Here is an 18,120-nt window from a genome sequence, read left to right on the forward strand (position 1 = left end):
CCCCATCCCCACGTCCGACCGTCCCTACCATAACACTTCCGAACGGCCGGTTTCCACGGGAAGGGGGGGCGGGATCCGTCAATAATCGCCGCGCAGGATTCTTAATAACAGGACAAGGGGGCGCAAAAAGGGCCCCGGAGGCGATTTCCCCCGGGGCCCCGTCGTGATTCGATCGAAGCCGATCTCGCTAACGGATCAGAACCATCTTCCGCGTGAGCGCGGTTTTGTCCGCGTCCAGACGGTAATAATAAACACCGCTCCCCACTTCATGGCCGAAGCGGTCCTTGCCGTTCCAGGTCACCGCGTGCGGTCCTTCGCCCATCACCTCGTGCACGAGGTCGGTCACCAGGCGGCCGGCGGGGCTGTAAACCGAGAGGCGCACCGGTCCAGCCTCGTTCAACGTGTAGCGGATCGTGGTGAGCGGGTTGAACGGATTGGGGGCGTTCTGATCGAGCAGAATCTTGATGGGAGCTTCACCGACCGCCACATCCGTCGGATCGGGAACGAGGGCGCCCCAAGACTGCACGACGGACTTCGTCCCGGTCCTCTGGAGGAAAACCACGTTCGAGTAGCGGTTCAGGTTCAGCGCGCTATCGACCGGGAGGGACCAGTCGAAGTGGAGCGAATCGCCGAAGGCGAGGGTCAGCGGCTCGCCGGTCGTGTTGGGGACGAAGTCGCGGAAGATGTCATGATACTTCCCTATGCCCGCGATCCGCATCCAGCTTGTCTTCACCGCCCAAAACAGATTCATGTTCGGATTGGCGAGGGTATCCGTCACCACCACGTCGATGCCCACGTAGAGGGAATCGTTATCCCGCCAGTGATTCACGTTCAAGCGGACCGGGCTCGACAGGGTGACGAGGCTGTCCAAGGTACTCCGCATGAAGGAATAGAACTCCTCCGGCGTCCCGAAATCGGAGGGATCGGCGATGTACTTGCCGTCCCAACGGATCGTTGGGACGTAGTTCACGCCGTACCAAAGACGCCGGGTCGTGATCTCCACCGGATTGTACAGATAATACTCGTCGTTCGCGGCGGGCCAATTCACGTGATACTTGATGATATTCACTTGGCCGCCATACTCGGAGACGATTTGTGTGATCGTGTCCTTGACCGTGCCGCAGCTGGGGCAGGCTGTGTTGGTGAATTTCTCCAACAAGACCGTCCGCTGCTCGGCGAACGCGGGTAGGGTCATCGCGAGCATCAATGCGGCGATGATGAAAGTACGGAGTCGCACGGCCATCCTCCTTCTCCTGCTTTCATTAATTTGAGTTCACTACGGGGAAGCTAACAGGTTGAATTATAACACAGCCTATTCAAAAGAGATAGCTCATTCTTCCTCTCGAGACACCCCAAAAGGGCGCGCCCCTTACTTGATTAAAATCAAGAGTTTATGGCGGGCCATTTGTTCGCGAAATAGAAAAAAATGTGAAAAAATGCGGGCTCTGGCCGGCCGGGCCCTTTAGGAGAACGCTCCTTGCGCGCGCGGGCCGAGCGGTGGACGGGCGCAACGGCCGGGCCGGACGATCGCGGGGCCGGCGACGAGGAAGGAAAAAGTTGGACAGTGACTCCCGGCGTTTGCAATATGAGTGGCGTCTCGGAGGTAACTCAGCCCCCCCCGCGAGGAGCGCGAGCGGAGAAACGTCCTTCCCGTAAGAAGCCGCCCGGAGGTCGTCGATGAACCCATCCTCCTTACTTCCCGATCCGGACGCGATCCCCGTTCCCTGGCCCTGGTTTAAAATTCTCCTCCTCATCACGTTCATCCTGCACCTGCTCTTCATGAATCTGACCCTCGGCGGCAGCCTGGTCGCCTCATGGAACACTCTCCGGCGCCGGGAAAGAAGGCCCGAGTTCCGCTCCATTCCGATCCTGATCGCCCTCACCGTCAACTTGGGAGTGCCTCCGCTGCTTTTCGCACAGGTGCTCTTCGGCCATTTCCTCTACACGAGCTCGATCGTGATGGCGGCGTGGTGGATCGCCGTGGTTCCGGTCCTCCTTGTCGCCTACTACGCGGCATACCTCTACGTGTATAAAGGGAAAGGGTCACACCGCTGGGCGGTCTTTTCGAGCGTGCTTTCCTCGCTCCTTCTCCTCGCCGTCGCCTTCCTTCTCGTGAACAACCTCACCCTCTCCCAGACTCCGGAACGATGGACCGCCTGGTTCCACGCGCCGGGCGGCACGAGCCTCAACCTGGGGGATTTCTCGCTCTACCCGCGCTTTCTCCACTTCGTTCTCGCCTCCCTCGCCGTGGCCGGGCTCGGTTCGGCGGTCTGGTACGCCGTTAAGGGTCGACGCGAGAGAAGCGCCCCCGCGACTTACGAAACGGAGAAACGGGCGGGGCTCCGCCTCTTCTCGATCGCCACCATGATTCAAGTGCTGGTCGGTGTCTGGTTCCTGATCGCTCTTCCGCGCCCCGTGATGCTCGCGCTCATGGGGGGGAGCGCCGCAGCCACGACGGTGTTTCTCCTCGCCGTCGCCGCCGCCCTCGCCGCGCTCTTCTTCGGTTTCCGCGGCTCCCTCGCCCCCGCCGTCGGCGCCACACTACTCACCGTGATCCTCATGGCGATCCTGAGGGATCAGGTCCGGGGCGCTTACCTGGAGGGTCTCTTCCACCCGCACGACCTCGAGGTGATCCCGCAGTACGCCCCGCTCCTTCTCTTCCTGGCCGTCTTCCTCCTGGGGCTCGGCGGGATCGGCCTGATGGTCCGCATCGCCTGGAAAGCGACGGCGAAGGCGGGAGGGAGCCGGTCATGAATTATCCCTTCTGGCATATTCCGACCGTGGGCGGCGGCGTTCTGATCGCCGTCATCGCCATCCTTCACGTCTACATCGCCCACCTCGCCGTCGGGGGTGGTTTCTTTCTGGTCTGGACGGAGCGGCTCGCCCGCCGCCGAAACGACGACGCCCTCTTCGAATACGTCCGCCGCCACACCTGGTTCTTTCTGCTCCTCACCATGGTCTTCGGCGGAATCAGCGGCGTCGGCATCTGGTTCATCATCGCCCTGGTTCACCCCGCCGCGACCTCCGCGCTGATCCACGCGTTCGTCTTCGGATGGGCGATCGAGTGGGTATTCTTCGTCGTCGAGATCACGGCGCTTCTCCTCTATCACTATCTCTTCACACGCCTCTCCGGCCGAGCGCACATGGCGATCGGTTGGGTCTACTTCGGCGCCGCCTGGCTCTCCCTCTTCATCATCAACGGCATCCTCGCCTTCATGCTCACCCCCGGCCGCTGGCTCGAGACCGGATCCTTCTTCGACGGTTTCTTCAATCCTTCATTCTGGCCGAGCTTGATTTACCGAACCGCGTTCGCCCTCACCGTGGCGGGACTCTTCGGATTGATCACGGCGGCCTTCTCCCGCGGCACGCGTCTCGAAAATTCGCTCTACCGTTACTGCGCCCGTTTCACCCTCATCCCCTTCGTCGGGATGCTCCTCTCCGGATATTGGTTTCTCCGCACGCTCCCCGGGGAAGCGGCGGCGAACCTGCTTCACCTCAACCCGGAGGCGGAGTTCTTCGTCGCCGCCTTCCTGTTGGGGGCGGCCCTCATCTTCCTCGGCGGCCTCTCGATGCTCTCGTCCATGTCACGGCCGGCCCGCCGCGCCTCCGTGCTTCTCCTCGTGTTGATCGGCCTCGGGTGGATGGGGGGCATGGAGTACATTCGCGAGATCGCCCGCAAACCCTTCGTCATCTACGACCACATGTACTCCACGTCCGTGCTCGTCTCCGACGCAGAGCGCTTGAACAACGAAGGGTTCCTGGCGAACGCGAAATGGGTCGCCCACAAAGAGGTAACGGACGAGAACCGTCTCGATGCGGGCCGCGAGCTGTTCGTTCACCAATGTCTGATCTGTCACACCGTCGGCGGATACAACGACGTATCCGCGAAGACCGCCGGCCTGGACGCCTTCGCCCTCTCGGTCCGCTTGAACGGCCAGGGGAAAGCGCGCACCTACATGCCCCCCTTCGCCGGCACGACCGCGGAGAGAGAGGCGCTGGCCGCCTACGTCGCCGAGGGACTCCATGGCGTCGCGCCGGTGGAACGGCCGCCGGTCGCCGTCGCGCGGGAGGAGATGGACCCGCTCCCCTTCGATCCGTCCCGCGCCGAATACGTTCTCCTCGCTTGGAACGATCTGGGGATGCACTGTATCTCCGACAACGACCGTTACTTCGTGATCCTACCGCCGGCGAACACGCTCTACGCCCAGCTGATCCGGCGCGGGCCGAAACCCGTCATCGTCTCCGGGGGCGTGGAACTGACCTACGCGCCCGAAGCGGGATACATGCGCCCCGAGAGCCACGTCCCCTTCTGGGAGTTCGCGTCCTCCAACTTCGGCGTCGCGCTGGAGCCGGGAGTGGGTTTGAAGGGGAACCGCGTGACCGGTGCCCTGGAGTATCAAGCCGCGCAGAAGGCCTATGTGGCCGAGGCGATCCCCGTCGTTCCCTATCGGGACGAGCGCCCCTACAATCCCTACCCGGTCTTCACCGTCGAAGCGCGAGACCGGAAAACGGGCGGGCTGCTGGCGTCCACCCGGACGGTGGTGCCCACCACCACCGAGATGGGGTGCCTGAACTGCCACGGGGGCGAGTGGCGCGTCGGCGGCGTGTCGGGGATCGGCGACATCACCGCCGAGAACATTCTTGCCGTGCATGACCGGTCCCACGGCACGGACCTGCTCGTCGGCGCGCGGGAGGGAGCGCCGAGGCTCTGCCAGAGCTGCCACCCGGATCCCGTGCTCGGCGCGAAGGGCGCGCCGGGAATGATGAGCCTTTCCGCGTCGCTTCATGGTTTTCACGCGAACTATCTGCGCGGCTACGGCGTCCGGGCCTGCAACGCCTGCCACCCGAACCACCCGGACGGAGTCACCAAGTGCCTCCGCGGCGTGCACCCGCAGAGGCGCGTCTCCTGCACCACCTGCCACGGCGACATCGAGGAGCACGCCCTCGCGCTGCTTCTCCGCGAGAGAGAGCTGGGGCGGCCCCAGGCGGAGCGTTACATCCGCAATCTCCGTCCCCTTTCGGTCGCCTCCATCGACGAGATCCACTCGCGTACTCCCTGGTTGAACGAGCCGGACTGCCTCAACTGTCACCCGGAGTACGCGCGGACGCCGGACCGGACGAAACTCGCCTCCTACAACAAGTGGGTCCCCGCCGGGGAGATGCTCTTCCGCAACCGAGGCGACGCCCGGGGGATTCTCTGCGCCACCTGCCACGGCGCGCCCCACGCGATCTACCCGACCCGGAACATGTACGGCGAGGACAGGGACAACCTCGGGCCGCTCCAGTATCAGGGGAACAGAAACGTCATCGGCCGCGGCGACAACTGCGCGCTTTGCCACACCCGTAAGATGCCCTGCAACGCGCACCACCCCGGCGTGCTGCGCGGAAGCGAAGGAGGCCGATAGACACCGCCCGGAGAGGAGGGCCCGCATTGCAGAAAGATCTCGTCCACCGGATCGAACAAATCGAAACGATTCTTTACGGCGTTATCGCGTTGCTTCTGATCGTCGCCTGCGTAGCCATCCTCGGCACAGCGGCCGTGCACTTCGTGTCGGAGATCCGATCGGGGAATGTGGTGCTCGGGCTGGTCCACCTTCTCGAATATCTTCTTCTCGCTTTCATGGCCGTGGAGCTTCTCTACACGGTCTGCGTCTCTCTCAGGACGCACAAGCTCTCCGCGGAACCCTTCCTCATCGTCGGTCTCGTGGCGGCGATCCGGCGGATCCTGGCGGTGTCCGTTGAAGGATCAACCTATCTTCACGGCGACGATCTGCTCAAGTTCCGTCTTGCCCTCTGGGAGATCGCGCTCCTCACCGGTTCGGTGCTGATTTTGGTCATTTCCATACACGTGCTCCGCAGGGGACGAACAGAGGAATAGGGGCGATCCGGCGCCCTTCCGGCTCGCCCGGACCGGTCCCTCACGCGAAAAGGCCCCGCGCCGGTGCGCGGGGCCTTGCGTTCGTATCGAACCTCCGGCGAAGAGACTACTTCTTCTCCGCTTCGGCGGCGACCATCTCCAGCTCCTCGTCGATTCGGTCGTAAAGCTCCTCGGGCGTCTTCACGCCGAGATACCGCTTGCCGTTGATGAAAATGCCCGGCGTGGTCCGCACCCCGAAATGGAGCGCTTCGGTTTTCTCGTTTCTGAGACGCTCCACCAGCGCCTTGTCTTTCCGGTCCGCCGCGAATCGCGCCGCGTCCATCTTCGTCTCGACGGCGCAGGCCGCGTAGGTCGCCTCGCCCAGCGCGTCGTCCTTGGCGTAAAGGTAATCCAACGCCTCCCAGAAACGCCCCTGCCGTTCGGCGGCGAGCAAAGCCAGCGCCGCGGGGACCGCCTGTTCGTTCGTCTTCAAGGGAAAGTTTTTGAAATAGAAAGCGATTTTGTCGGGCTCCTCGGCGGTCCATTCCCGGAAGGCGGCGGTGGCCACCTTGCAGTAGGGGCACCCGAAATCGGCGTAAATCACGACCTGAACCGGTGCGTCCGCGTCACCGGAGGGGACGAGCCCGTCGAGGTCCGGTTCGTGGATGTCCGGCGGCGCGGCGGAGAGGCGGCGCTCCTCGACTTCCTGCAGAATCTCCTCGGGATCCCGGTCCGCCCGTACCCTTCGCACGACGAAGTCGGCGAGCCGGCGCGCCGCCCGGTCGTCGGGATTCCGGTTGAGACAGTCCAATATCGTTCCGTCGCAGCCGCCGTAGTTCTCCGCCACGGCGAGCACCTCGGCGACGACCTCCTGTTGGAAGGGACGCAGATCCTCCCCTCCTTCGATCAGATGCCAGGGGACGTCCGCGGCGGAGGTCGCTCCGGCAAGCGCCGCCCAGAGGACGGCGGCGGCGATAATCCAACGGTTCTTACACATGTCGCAAACGCCTCCTCCGAAAAAGACCGTCCATTCCGTAACGGCCGTCGTCGAACAGGATGAGGAACGCCGCCAGCGCGGTCCAGAAAAAGTCCCGCGCCAGGGTGAGCCAGCTGATCTCCTCCGCCGCCTCCTGCGAGGCGAAGCATCCGCAACCCATCTCCCGTCCCGTGCCGAGGACGACGGAAAGGACGACGATGAAGAGGATCATCATGAGCAGGATCAGCGTCGCGTTCTCCTTGGTCCAGAAACCGGCGATGAGGGCGACGCCCGTCACAAGCTCCACCCAGGGCAAGATGACGGCGAAGATGTTGACCAACACCAGCGGGGCGACCTGATAGGTCGCCACCGCGAGGGCGAAATCGTAAGGTTCGGCGATTTTGTAGATGGCGGCGTAGATAAAAACGATCCCGAGATAGATCCGGATCGGAACGCTCAGCGCCGCCAGGATTTTCCGCCGTCGCTCAACGGGAGTCATGCTCTCGGCCGCCATGCAGAAGCGCCGGCCAACCCTGGCCGTCCTCGAGGTACTGCACCCACTCGATCCCTTGTGCGATCAGATCGTCCGCGAGAAGCTTGGCGGTCATCGAGTCGCCCACCACCACCACGGTCCGGTCGCCCACGCTTTCACGGATGGCGAGGACCGCCTCCTCATCCACCGGGAAGAGCGGATCGTAGGGGATGGAAATCGATCCCTCCAGATGGTCGGCGACGAACGACTCCTCATCCCGGCAATCGATGACCAGAAAATAATCCGGGTTCTCCCGAAGCTCGTCCAGAGTGACCGGCGTGGCCGGTTCCGTCGACTCGGGGCATTCTTCGTAGATTTCGTACTCCGCGGCGGCGACCCAATCAAGGGAGTCGCTTCGAAAAGCGTTGACCATTACGGCGGTCAGGGAGGAAACGCCCACGAGGATCGTCGTGCGAAGCAGGAAGCCTTTCAGGTTTCGGGCGTGTGGCATTCTCCAATACTCCATGCGCGCGTCGTTTCGGCGGCGGGAAGGGATTCGCGCCTCTTCGTTTCACCCGCCTCGATCGCCCCGGTTCCCGCCGCGGCGACCGCCGGTCCGACAAGGGACCGGCCTATTATTATATCACGGTCCGCGCCGGGAGCGCCCGTGCGCCTAAAACCCATAACACAAGGCCCGGCAATGGATTGTGCGGGAAGCCCGGACGGGGACTCAGCGGCTCCGCGTCGAGGCGTGCGTTTCCTCTCGCTCGTCGACCGGGAATCCGTGACCGCGCATCCACTCGTCACTCACGAACTTGGTCAGATAGTTACGTATCGCGTCGGGGAGAATGCAGAGCGCGGTGCGGATCTCCGGCTCCTCCCGGAGCGCCTCCAGCATCGCCCAAACCGCCGAGCCGGAGCTGCCGCCGACGAGAAGGCCTTCTTCGCGAATCAACCTTCGCGCCATGAGAAAACTGTCCCGGTCGTTCACGTAGACGTACCGGTCCACCAGGCCGTTGTCGAGCACGTCGGGGATGAAGTCGTAGCCGATCCCCTCGACCAGGTAGGAGTGCACCTCCTTGCGGCCGCCGAGCACCGAGCCGTAAGGATCGACACCGATGACCCGGATCTTCGGGTTGCGTTCCTTGAGATATCGAGCGACGCCGGTAATGGTGCCGCCCGTTCCGGCGCCGATCACCACCATGTCCAACCCGTCGCCGAAGTCCTCCCAGATCTCCTTGCCCGTGCCGTAGTAGTGGGAGTCCGGGTTGTCCCGGTTGGTGTACTGGTCGGGGATGATCGAGTCCTCGATCTCCTCGTTCAAGCGCTTCGCCACCATGAACTGGCCGTCCGGGTCGTCGTGAAGCGCCTCGGTGGGCGTTCGGACGATCTCCACGCCGAGCGCCTCGAGCACCGCCACCTTCTCCCGGCTCATCTTCTCCGGCATGGTGACGATCAAGCGATAGCCGCCGACGGCGGCGGCCAACGCCATGCCGATCCCGGTATTGCCGCTGGTCGGTTCGATCAGGGTGGAACCCTCGCGGATCGCCCCCTTCTCCTCCAACCCCTGAACCATGCGCACCCCGACCCGATCCTTCAACGAACCGCCGGGGTTCAGGAACTCGCACTTGGCGTACAGGCGGACCGGGAGGTCGGCGCCGATCCTGTTCAGGCGGACTACCGGGGTGTTGCCCACCACCTGCAGAATGTCGTCGTAAATCATGATTCGACCTCCGCACGCATTATACGCCCCGCGACGGAGCAACGCAAAGGCCCCCGCCCCGAGGGGAGGAGGCCTCACTCTTAAAATGATGGGCGCGGACCCTCAGCGCAAGAGGGTCATGCGGATCGCCCGGGTTCTCGCGCCGCACTCGACCCGGCAGAAGTAGGTCCCCGACGCGACCGGCTCGCCGGCGCGGTTCCGGCCGTCCCACGCCGCGACCCGCCAGCCCGAACGCTCCGGACCCTCGGCGAGCACCGCCACCACGCGCCCGGAGAGATCGTAGACGACGACGCGAACGTCGCCCGGTTCGGGCAGGTAGAAATGGATCTCCGTAAACGGGTTGAAGGGGTTGGGCCGATTCGGTACGAGGCGGAGTTCCTCCGCGCGGCCGACGGAGGGCGACCCCGCGGCGAGGAAGCGTTGGCCCTCCGCGCCGCCGCCGAGAACGAGCCGTTCCACCCGCAGTCGCTCCGGCGGCTCGGCCCCTTCCCATTCCAGAATGATCCGCGCCTCGCCCGGCCCCGCCGCCGGGAGAAGGCCGCCCCCTTCGACGGTGAAGAGCGCTCGGATAAAACCGCCGGCAACCGCCCGCCACGCCCGGACCGAACCGTCGTCCGCCGCGTCGGCGGAGATGAGGCGTCCCGAACCGCCCGCGCTCCTCACCTCGAGATAGCACGCCGCCGCCCCGCTCCCGACCGGTATGTCGAGGATCAGGCGGAACCGGCCGGGAAGATCGCCCGGCTCGGCGGCGACTCCGATCCGCGCCGGCAGGAGAGCGGTCTCCGCCGCGGGCGCGCTCGGACCTTGCTCGACGAGAGCGTGGCCGAGCATCACCATGTCCGCCACGTTGAAACGATAGTCGCCGTTCAGGTCGACGAGGTCGATCGGCAGAGGCGCGACGCCGCGGAGCCCGATCAGGATCGAATCGGCGAGGAGCACATCGCGAAGGTCGCGCCGGTAATCGCCGTTCAGGTCGCCGAAGGGGCGAAGCGCCGGCTGGGTCGTGAAGGCGATGGACCGCCTCCCTTCAATCGGGCGGCCGTACGCGTCCCGCAGCCCGTCGAAGAGAAAGAGATAGTCCGCGCCGAAAGCGAGAGGGGACGCCGGCTCGAAGAAAAGCACGGCGCCGTTCTCCTCGAGGCGGGCCTCTCCCGCCGTTTCCGTGTCCCCCCGGAGAAGGCGGACCGACGCGAGGCCCTCCGGATCGATGGGGAAGTTGAATTGCACGCGGATCACCACGTCCGCCGGCGTCTCGATCTCGCCGTCGAGGGGCCGCGTCGCGAGCGCCGCCGGCGCGGCGCCGCCGACGGAGAAGGCGCGCCAAGCCGAGGGAACGCCGACCCCGCAGCCGCTCCGCGTGGCCGCCCGCCAGCGATAGGAGCCTCCCGGCTCCACGCCGAAAAGGAGGAACGCCGTCTCGCCGGCGCCGAGGGTCGTGTCCGTGGTCGCGGCGCCGCCCGCCGCGGGCTCCACCCGCACCGTGTATCCCGCCGCTCCTTCCACCGCCGACCACCGGAGCGTGACCGGCACCGGTAGATCCGCCGCGTCCTCCTCGGGCGCTTCCTGCACCGGCGGAGCGAGACCGGGCAGGGAAGCGCCGGCGACGGGACCGCTCCGTTCCGAGGCGCCGCAATGGTTCTCCATGGCCGCCTCATATGCGTAGGTCACGCCGTCGGTCACCGTCGAATCGACGAAAAACGTGTCCGGCGGCTCTACCTCGGCGATCCGCCCGCCGTCCCGGTAGACCGCCACCCTCTCCGTTGCCGACCCGCCCGCGCGCCAGGCGAGGCGCACCCGCCCGCATAGGCCCTGCGACGCCGTGAGGCCCACCGGCGGATCCGGGCTTCCGGCGACGAAGACGATCCATGGGTCGCTCTTCTCACCGAATCCGCAGGCGCCGCGCGCCCGGATCCGGAAGGCGCGCTCCCCTTCCGCGGCGGCGAGCCCGCCCCACTCGGTCGTGCCCGCGCCGAGAGTCGCCAGCGGGAACTCCTGCGACCCCACCGTTTCCGAGAGCCGGTAATCGAGCGCTCCCTCCCAGGGTTCCCAGAAAAGATAGAAGCTGTCCCCCACGCAGGATGCGGCGTCGGAATCCGAGGTGAACCGCCCGCGCGGCGCGGTGGGCAGGAATCCCCCGTCGTCCCTCGAGGTCTCCTCCGGCAGCGAAACGCCGCAGACGTTGACGGCACACACTTCATATGTATATGTTCCCTCGCCTCCCCGATCGACGAAACGCCGCGACGCCGGCGGCAGGGAATCGGCGACCACGATGGTCGTGTCGTTTCGAGCCCGGCGCACCTCGATCCGGCGAATCGTGGCGTCGGAGGAGGGGAAGCTCCAGGTCACGACCACGCTGTCGCAGAAACCGTTCGAGGCGGTGACCGACGCGGGCGACGCGGGCCGGATCCGGGGCCGGAGAAGCGCCACGGCGGTCCCTTCCGACTCGCCGCAGCCGTTGAAGCCGTGAAGCTGGTAGGTCACCGCCCGCCCCGGCGAGTCGACGAAACGCCCGTCGCCCGGTCCGCTCCACACCGGAGCGACCCGGTCGGAGCGATAGATGCGCACGCTGTCCTCCTGCGCCTCCCATTCGATCACCACGGAATCGCAGAAAGAGGAGTCGAGGATCACGCCGGACGGGGGCGAGGGCGCCTCGCCGACGAGGAGGACCCAAGGATCGGAAGGTTCGCCCTCACCGCAGCCGCTTCGCGCAATCACTTCATAAACGAAGGTCCCGAGGCCGTTCGGCAAGAGCGGGAAAGCGATCGTGTCGACGACGGCGACGAGAGAGCCCGCCTCCCGAAGCAGGTACTCCTCCGCCCCCTCCACCTCGGTCCAACGGAGCAGGTAGGGGACACCGGCGCAGGCGGCGGATTGCGGGTTATCCCAGGTCGGAGAGCCGGGCCGCGTCTCGGCCCAGCCCGTGTCCGGCGCGCCGACCGCTTGGGCGCAGCGGCCCAGCGCCCGCACGCGATAAACGTAACGCCTGCCGGCCGCCGCGTTTCGATCCACCGCGCGGAAGGGGGACGAAGGATCGGTCACGGCGATGACGGATGTCAACGGCCCGTCGTAACGAACGACGCGGAAGGAATCCACCGCCACCGCGTCGCCGTTCCAATCCCACTTCACCTCCACCGAATCGCACAGTCCGTCGCTCGCCGTCACGTTGTCGGGCGCATCCAGGGCGAGGGGGAAGGCGTATCCGCTCACCGTGTCCGACGCGGCGAGCGTGTCGCAGGCGTTCCAACCGCCGATCGGATAGCTCCGAGCGCCTCCCTCGGGAAGGGAGTCGGTCCACGTCTCCGGTCCGTCCAAAAAGACCGTGCCCGTGCCCGTTTCGATCCAGACGCCCCCCGTCCCCACGGATGTCCAGCCGAGACGGATCGCGCCGCAACGGTCGCCGGTCGCCGAGGGAGAGGCGGGCGCCTCGGGAAGAACCTGGATCTCCACCTCGCGGACGCCGCTCCATTCACCCGCGCCGCAAGCCCCCGTCGCGCGCACGCGGAAGGCCGATGTCCCGGCGTCCGGGCGCGTCAATGTCACGCTCGTGTCCGTGGTGTTCGTCGTTCCCGCCTCCATCTCTTCCAGTTCGTAGGAGAGCGCCCCTTCGACCGGCCGCCAGGAGAGAGTGAAGGGACGGCCGCCGCACACCTCCGCCGGCAGGGCGGTGAAGTCCGCCGGCACGCCCGGCGCGCCCCGCCGCACCCCCGCGTCCACGCTTCCCGCCGTCTCCGGAGAAGAGCCGCACTCGTTGAAGGCGACCACGCGGTACTCGTAGCTCCCCGGCGCGGGCGCGTGGACGTATCGGAGGGGCGCCCCGTACACGACGCCGACGGGCTCCCAGTTCGGCGTCTGCGCCGGGTCGCGGAAGGAGACGACGAAGCTGTCGATCATTTCCCCGGCCGGGTAGCTCCACGTGACGAGGATGTCGTCGCACCGGTCGTCGCTCGCGGAGACGTCGGTCGGCGCCATGGGATAGCCCAGGATCCTCTCCCCCATGACGGGACCGGCGGACCCCACGCCGCAGGAGTTGTACGCCTCGATCCGATACGTGTGAGTCCCGCTCTCCACGGCGTTGTCCTCGTAGGAAGTGGTGTTCGGTCCGAGGACGATGATCGGGATCCCCGCGCCGTCCCGATAGATCCGATAGCCGTCCTCGTTCGCCGTGTCGTTCCAGGAGACACGGATGTGCTTGCAGTTGTTGTCCGTGGCGTTCGGATTTTCGGGAGGCGCCGGCGCGTCCGGCGGGCGCGAGCCCGCGTCGGCGTCGCTGAAGCCGGAGACGTCGCAAGAATTATAGGCTTTCACTTTATAGAGGTGCGTTCCCGGCGACGCCTCGCCGTCCGCGAAGAGGGGCGATTCGGTGACGGCGATCATCACGTTGTCCCGGAAGACGCGGTAGCCGTCGGCGTGGGCGGAGCGGAGCCAATCCACGCGGATGGAGCCGCAGTTTCCATCGCCCGCGGAGACGCCCACCGGCGGGGCGGGCCCGTCCCACGGTCGGATCCCCGTCGCCCAGGAGCCGAACGCCGGCTCGGGATGGCAGCCGTTGAAGACCCCCACCCCGTACTCGTAGACGGCGCCCGTGTCGGCCGTGAAGTCCTCGAAGAAGGTCGCGTCCGCGCCCAGCGTGTCGAGGGCGACCCCCTCTTCGTCCTGGCGGCGCACCACGACGTAGCCCGCCTCCCAATCCACATCGGACCAGGAGAGACGGACGCCGCCGCAGATCGAGTCGGCGTCGAGGTCGACGACCGGCGGCGGCGCGGGAAGGAGAAAACCCTCGGCGGAGTCGCCGAAGGAAGGGGCGGCGGAACAGCCGTTGAAGGCGCCGACACGGTAAACGTGCGTCCCGGGCGTCGCCGCTTCGTCCAACCAGGAGAGGGTCTCCGCGGGGAGCGTGTCGGCCGCCGCCTCGTCCCGGAGCACCACGTACCACTCCTCGTTCTCCACGTCCGTCCAGGAGACGAGTATTCCGTCGCACCGGTTCGTGGAAGCGCCGGTCGAGTCGGGGGCGGCGGGCGGGCCGGGCGGACGGGCGCCCGTGACGGCGCCGCTCTCCTCCGAGACGCCGCAGGAGTTCGAGGCGCGCACCGTGTAGAGATAGGAGGCGCCCGCGAGCGCGGTGTCGTCGCGGTACAGGGTGTCGGCCGTGGCGCCGAGCGGGATGCCTTCGCGGAGGACGTCGTACGATATCGCGTCCGCCGCCGGAGACCAGGCGACGAAAACGAAACCGCAGGAGTCGCTCGAAGCGGAGAGTCCGGCCGGCGGCTGGGGCGGATCGGGGGGCCGTGTACCCGAGTCCTGCGCGGCGGGGGAGTCGCCGCAGCGGTTCCGCGCCGCCACGGCGTAGAGATAGGCGTCGGGCGGAGCCGTGTCGACCAGGGTCGTCTCGGCGATCACCGCGACGGGGATTCCGTCTCGGTAGACCGCGTAGGAGTCCGCGTCGGCGACGGCGCCCCAGACGAGGCGGACGAAGCCGCAGGAATCGTCGGACGCGGCGAGCGCGGCGAGCGGCGGCGGCGGGCCGAGTGAGAGCCCGATCGAGGCGGTCGAGTCGGACCACCCGCATCGGTTTCCCGCCGAGACGGCGTAGGCGTAGCCGCCCGGCGGAACCGAATCTTCATAGGTGAAGATCGTGGCGCCCAGCGTCGCCGCCGGCGCGCCGTCCCGCCACACGCGGTAGCTGTCCGCGTCGGCCGAGGCGCTCCAGGACACGACGATCCGCGCGCAGGCGGTGTCGCTCGCCGTCACCGCCGAGGGCGCGGCGGGGACGCCGAGCACGCGTCCCTCGGCGACGGTGGAATCGGACCAGCCGCAGGTGTTCCGGCTGGACACGCCGTAGAGATACGCGCCCGGAGCGACCGTGTCCCGATAGGCGGCGGCCGGCGCGTCCAAAGCGGCGATCGGCGCGCCGTCCCTCCACACCCGGTAGCTGTCCGCGTCTGCGACCGCATCCCAGGCGACGAACACGAAGAGACAGGAGGTGTCGCTCGCCGCCACCGCCGCGGGGGGGACGGGCGCGGGGAGCGTCGACCCCTCGGCGACGGTGGAATCGGACCAGCCGCACCGGTTCCCCGCCGAGACGCCGTAGAGATAGGCTCCGGAGGCGACCGTGTCCTCGTATGCGGTGGCCGCGCCGTCCAGCGTCGCCGCCGGCGCGCCGTCCCGCCACACCCGGTAACTGTCCGCGTCCGCCGAGGCGCTCCACGTCACATAGATAAAGGAGCAGGAAGTGTCGCTCGCCGCCACCGCCGAGGGCGCGGCGGGGATCCCGGCGGAGGTTCCGGAGGCGACCGCCGAGTCGGACCAGCCGCAGGCGTTCCCGGCGGAAACGCCGTAGATGTATGTCCCGGCGGCGATGGAGTCCACCCAGGAGAGGGCGGCGCCGTCCAGAATCGTCACCGGCGCGCCGTCCCGCCACACCCGGTAGCTGTCCGCGTTCGCCGAGGCGCTCCAGTCGAGGCGCACCGCGCCGCAGAGGGTGTCCGTGGCGACGATCGTCGCCGGAGCCCCGGGCCCGATCAGTATCTTCACCTCCCAAGGATCGCTCTCGGGGCCCGCGCCGCAGTGGTTTTCGGCGCGCACCCGAAAGAGATGCGCCCCGGGGCCGTCCAGAGAACCGACCCAGGAGGTGTCGGCGCCGACCGGGGTCTCGATGGCGCCCTCGATCACGGTGTAGGAGGTCGCGCCTTGGACGCCCTTCCAGACGAGCCGGAAGGGAGCGCCTGCGCACCCCTCGGCGTCGCTTTCGGAGGTGAAGGCGGGCGCGCCGGCGGGCGGGGCGTCGCGGCTCCCCTCGTCCTGGCTCGCCGCCGCGGCGGGGGTGCAGCCGCAGTGGTTGCAGGCGGCCACGTAATACGCGTATGTCCCCGGCGCCGGGGCGTGGGCGACCCGATAGGGGGGCGCCGTCACCGCGCCCACGCGGATCCACGCGGGCGCTCCGCCCACCTCGCGGTGATAGACGATGAAGCTGTCCGCGCCGGCCGGCTCCGTCGCCGTGGCCCAGGTCACGACGATGCTGTCGCACCGGCCGTCGGAGGCTTCGACGTTCACCGGCGATTCGGGATAACCGAAGATCCTCTCTCCCGCCGCCGTCCCCCCCGAGGCCTCGCCGCAACGGTTCACCGAGGCGACCCGGTAGGAGTGGGTCACCCCCGCCTCGACCGTCTCGTCCGCCCAGGCGGTCGCGTCCGCCGGAGGCTCGGCGACGGGAGTCGCCGCGCCGTCCCGGTAGATCCGGTATCCCTCCTCGTCCGGCGCGTCCGTCCAGGTCACGAGGATGAAGTGGCAGCTCGTGTCCGACGCCGCGACGCTCCCCGGCGGCGCGGGAAGATCGAGCCGCTCACCCGTCGCCGTCGCCGAGTCGGACCACCCGCAGGCGCTCCCGGCGGAGACGCCATAGAGGTACGGTCCCGGCGGCGGCCCGTCCTCGTAAAAGAGGACCGTGGCGTCCACCGTGGCGATCGGCGCGCCGTTCCGCCATACCCGGTAACTGTCCGCCTCCGCCGAGGCGCTCCAATCCAAACGGACCATCGCGCATGAGGTGTCGCTCGCCGAGATCGAAGCGGGAGCGGAAGGGGTCGACGGCCGGAAACCGGTCACGTCGGCGCTGTCGCCGAGGCCGTGGGAGCCGAAGCCGGCCACCCAGTACTGGCTCGAACCGGCCGGAGCAAGTGTGTCCCGGAAGAAAAGATCCTGCACGTGGAAGACGTTCGTCCCGCGCCTCACATAAAAAGAGTCCGCGTCCGGGAGCGAATCCCAGGAGAGGTAAATCCCCCAGCAGCTGTCGGTCGACGCGGCGAGGCCGGTCGGCGGGGGAAGGTCTCCCTCGGCGGCCGACAACGACGGTAAAAGCGCCGCCATGAGGGCGATAAAGACCGCGCGTTTCATGCGAATGGCTCCGATGAGGCAGGTTGAACGCTATAACTCATTGAAATTATATCAGAACGACCACGAGTTGGTCAATCGCCCCCGGCGCGCCCGGGCGACGCGGCGCCTCTACTCCGTGATGATCAGCAGGCCGTTGGTCGTGTCCGTGACGGCGATGTCGGAGCTGCCCGACGGCGTGGAGAAGAACACGTCTTCCAGGGAGAGACGGATCGTGTCGGGCAAGACCGGGAACTGGTCGCCGAGGTCCACCCGCACGAAGAAGAGCAGGTCGTTGCCGGGCGGGATCGATTGGAGCGGTTCGAAAAGAGAGTCCCCCCTGAGGTCGACGGTCACCACCCGCAGCGTGGAATCCGTGGGCTGCGCGAAGTGGGAGCCGATCAGCGAGTCCGCCGAGGCGCCCGTGAAGAGACGGCTCGAAGGGTCGACCTCGATCCCCTCCACCGATTCGATCGTCCTCCCATCGAAACGAATCTGGAACTGGAGCCCGCCGATGGCCGCTCCGTTTTTCAGCACGATCGGCAGGCCGTGGTCCCTGGCGCCGGAGACCGCTTCGCTGTTCGCCACGGAGAGCCCGAAGGCGTCGGCGGGCGGCGCGCCCGGCTCGGTGAGCACCATGGTCAGGTTCTTCCGGTCGCCGGGTGCGAGCGTAACGGTCCTTTCCCCCGCCACTTTCTCGCGACCGATGGCGCCGACGTAGGAGAAGCGGGTCGCCACGCGGAAGACACGCTCCTCGGTCAGGTCGACCCGAAGGGGAGCGCGATAAACCGCGTCCTCGGATTGGGAGACGAGGTCGGCTCGGGCGGCGAGAGGGAAAGACTCGGGCTCGTCGGTGTAACGATCGCCCGTGATGTCGTAGAGACGGACGGAGAGGGAATCGGTCGCCTGTGTTTTTCGGGCGTCGTCACCCGAAAAGACCTGGACGCGCACGTCGAGGCCGGCTTCACCGGCCGGGTCGAGAGGTCCGGCGTCCAGACAGCCGGACAGACGGAGCGCGGCGGCGAGGGCGGCCGCGACGAGCGCCGCGCGGGCCGATTTTCGTGCAAAGAACGCCATGGCTGAAGAATCGCCTCCCCGGGGCGGTGTCGCCCCGCACACCATGCTACACCTTCACGGGACGGATGAGAAGGGGGGCGGCGGGAACGGAGGTGCCGGGGGGTTTCTTCCATCGCCTCCGCGGGTGAGTCGCCGCGCACACCGCATCCCCC

Annotated in this window: 10 protein-coding genes; 3 read left to right on the forward strand and 7 right to left on the reverse strand. The window is 67.1% G+C overall.

The window, feature by feature from the left end:
- Positions 1 to 187: 187 nt before the first annotated feature.
- Positions 188 to 1,243 (reverse strand): T9SS type A sorting domain-containing protein, encoded by a 1,056-nt coding sequence (locus JW958_12875; GenBank protein ID MBN1827143.1) that lies wholly within the window; start codon positions 1,241 to 1,243, stop codon positions 188 to 190.
- 434 nt (positions 1,244 to 1,677) lie between these two features.
- Here JW958_12875 and JW958_12880 point away from each other — a divergent pair, with 434 nt between their 5' ends.
- From JW958_12880 to JW958_12890, 3 genes are read left to right on the forward strand one after another with little or no spacing between them, the layout of a single operon-like run.
- On the forward strand, positions 1,678 to 2,754 hold the full coding sequence (locus JW958_12880) for a hypothetical protein (protein ID MBN1827144.1): 1,077 nt from the start codon (positions 1,678 to 1,680) through the stop codon (positions 2,752 to 2,754).
- Complete coding sequence (locus JW958_12885) at positions 2,751 to 5,405, forward strand: cytochrome ubiquinol oxidase subunit I (GenBank protein ID MBN1827145.1); 2,655 nt, start codon at positions 2,751 to 2,753, stop codon at positions 5,403 to 5,405. The genes JW958_12880 and JW958_12885 overlap by 4 nt, the downstream gene beginning before the upstream one ends.
- Positions 5,406 to 5,431: 26 nt before the next feature.
- Entirely contained in the window at positions 5,432 to 5,878 is a 447-nt protein-coding gene (locus JW958_12890; GenBank protein MBN1827146.1) for a hypothetical protein, read from the forward strand.
- Between the two features lie 106 nt (positions 5,879 to 5,984).
- Here the strand turns inward: JW958_12890 and JW958_12895 are convergent, their stop codons facing one another.
- The 6 genes from JW958_12895 to JW958_12920 all read right to left on the reverse strand — a co-directional run bounded on the left by JW958_12895 (position 5,985) and on the right by JW958_12920 (position 17,968).
- Positions 5,985 to 6,854, reverse strand: coding sequence for a DsbA family protein (locus JW958_12895; GenBank protein MBN1827147.1), 870 nt, complete (start codon positions 6,852 to 6,854; stop codon positions 5,985 to 5,987).
- The gene (locus JW958_12900; protein MBN1827148.1) at positions 6,847 to 7,332 is read right to left on the reverse strand and encodes a DoxX family membrane protein; all 486 of its coding nucleotides are present in this window, start codon (positions 7,330 to 7,332) and stop codon (positions 6,847 to 6,849) included. Before JW958_12900 ends, JW958_12895 begins: the two co-directional genes overlap by 8 nt.
- Positions 7,319 to 7,816: a rhodanese-like domain-containing protein gene (locus tag JW958_12905; protein MBN1827149.1), complete on the reverse strand. Its 498-nt coding sequence runs from the start codon at positions 7,814 to 7,816 to the stop codon at positions 7,319 to 7,321. Before JW958_12905 ends, JW958_12900 begins: the two co-directional genes overlap by 14 nt.
- Positions 7,817 to 8,035: 219 nt before the next feature.
- On the reverse strand, positions 8,036 to 9,028 hold the full coding sequence (locus JW958_12910) for a pyridoxal-phosphate dependent enzyme (GenBank protein MBN1827150.1): 993 nt from the start codon (positions 9,026 to 9,028) through the stop codon (positions 8,036 to 8,038).
- A 102-nt stretch (positions 9,029 to 9,130) separates the two neighbouring features.
- Entirely contained in the window at positions 9,131 to 16,915 is a 7,785-nt protein-coding gene (locus tag JW958_12915) for a T9SS type A sorting domain-containing protein (GenBank protein ID MBN1827151.1), read from the reverse strand.
- 108 nt (positions 16,916 to 17,023) lie between these two features.
- Complete coding sequence (locus JW958_12920; GenBank protein MBN1827152.1) at positions 17,024 to 17,968, reverse strand: hypothetical protein; 945 nt, start codon at positions 17,966 to 17,968, stop codon at positions 17,024 to 17,026.
- Positions 17,969 to 18,120: the final 152 nt, after the last annotated feature.

It is taken from the genome of Candidatus Eisenbacteria bacterium (assembly GCA_016930695.1).
Taxonomy (GTDB): Bacteria; Orphanbacterota; Orphanbacteria; order Orphanbacterales; family Orphanbacteraceae; genus JAFGGD01.

Coding starts and splice junctions, on each gene's coding strand:
- JW958_12895 (MBN1827147.1), bottom strand. CDS start 6,854: ATGTGTAAGAACCGTTGGATTATCGCCGCCGCCGTCCTCTGGGCGGCG.
- JW958_12910 (MBN1827150.1), bottom strand. CDS start 9,028: ATGATTTACGACGACATTCTGCAGGTGGTGGGCAACACCCCGGTAGTC.
- JW958_12885 (MBN1827145.1), top strand. CDS start 2,751: ATGAATTATCCCTTCTGGCATATTCCGACCGTGGGCGGCGGCGTTCTG.
- JW958_12880 (MBN1827144.1), top strand. CDS start 1,678: ATGAACCCATCCTCCTTACTTCCCGATCCGGACGCGATCCCCGTTCCC.
- JW958_12900 (MBN1827148.1), bottom strand. CDS start 7,332: ATGACTCCCGTTGAGCGACGGCGGAAAATCCTGGCGGCGCTGAGCGTT.
- JW958_12915 (MBN1827151.1), bottom strand. CDS start 16,915: ATGAAACGCGCGGTCTTTATCGCCCTCATGGCGGCGCTTTTACCGTCG.
- JW958_12905 (MBN1827149.1), bottom strand. CDS start 7,816: ATGCCACACGCCCGAAACCTGAAAGGCTTCCTGCTTCGCACGACGATC.
- JW958_12875 (MBN1827143.1), bottom strand. CDS start 1,243: ATGGCCGTGCGACTCCGTACTTTCATCATCGCCGCATTGATGCTCGCG.
- JW958_12920 (MBN1827152.1), bottom strand. CDS start 17,968: ATGGCGTTCTTTGCACGAAAATCGGCCCGCGCGGCGCTCGTCGCGGCC.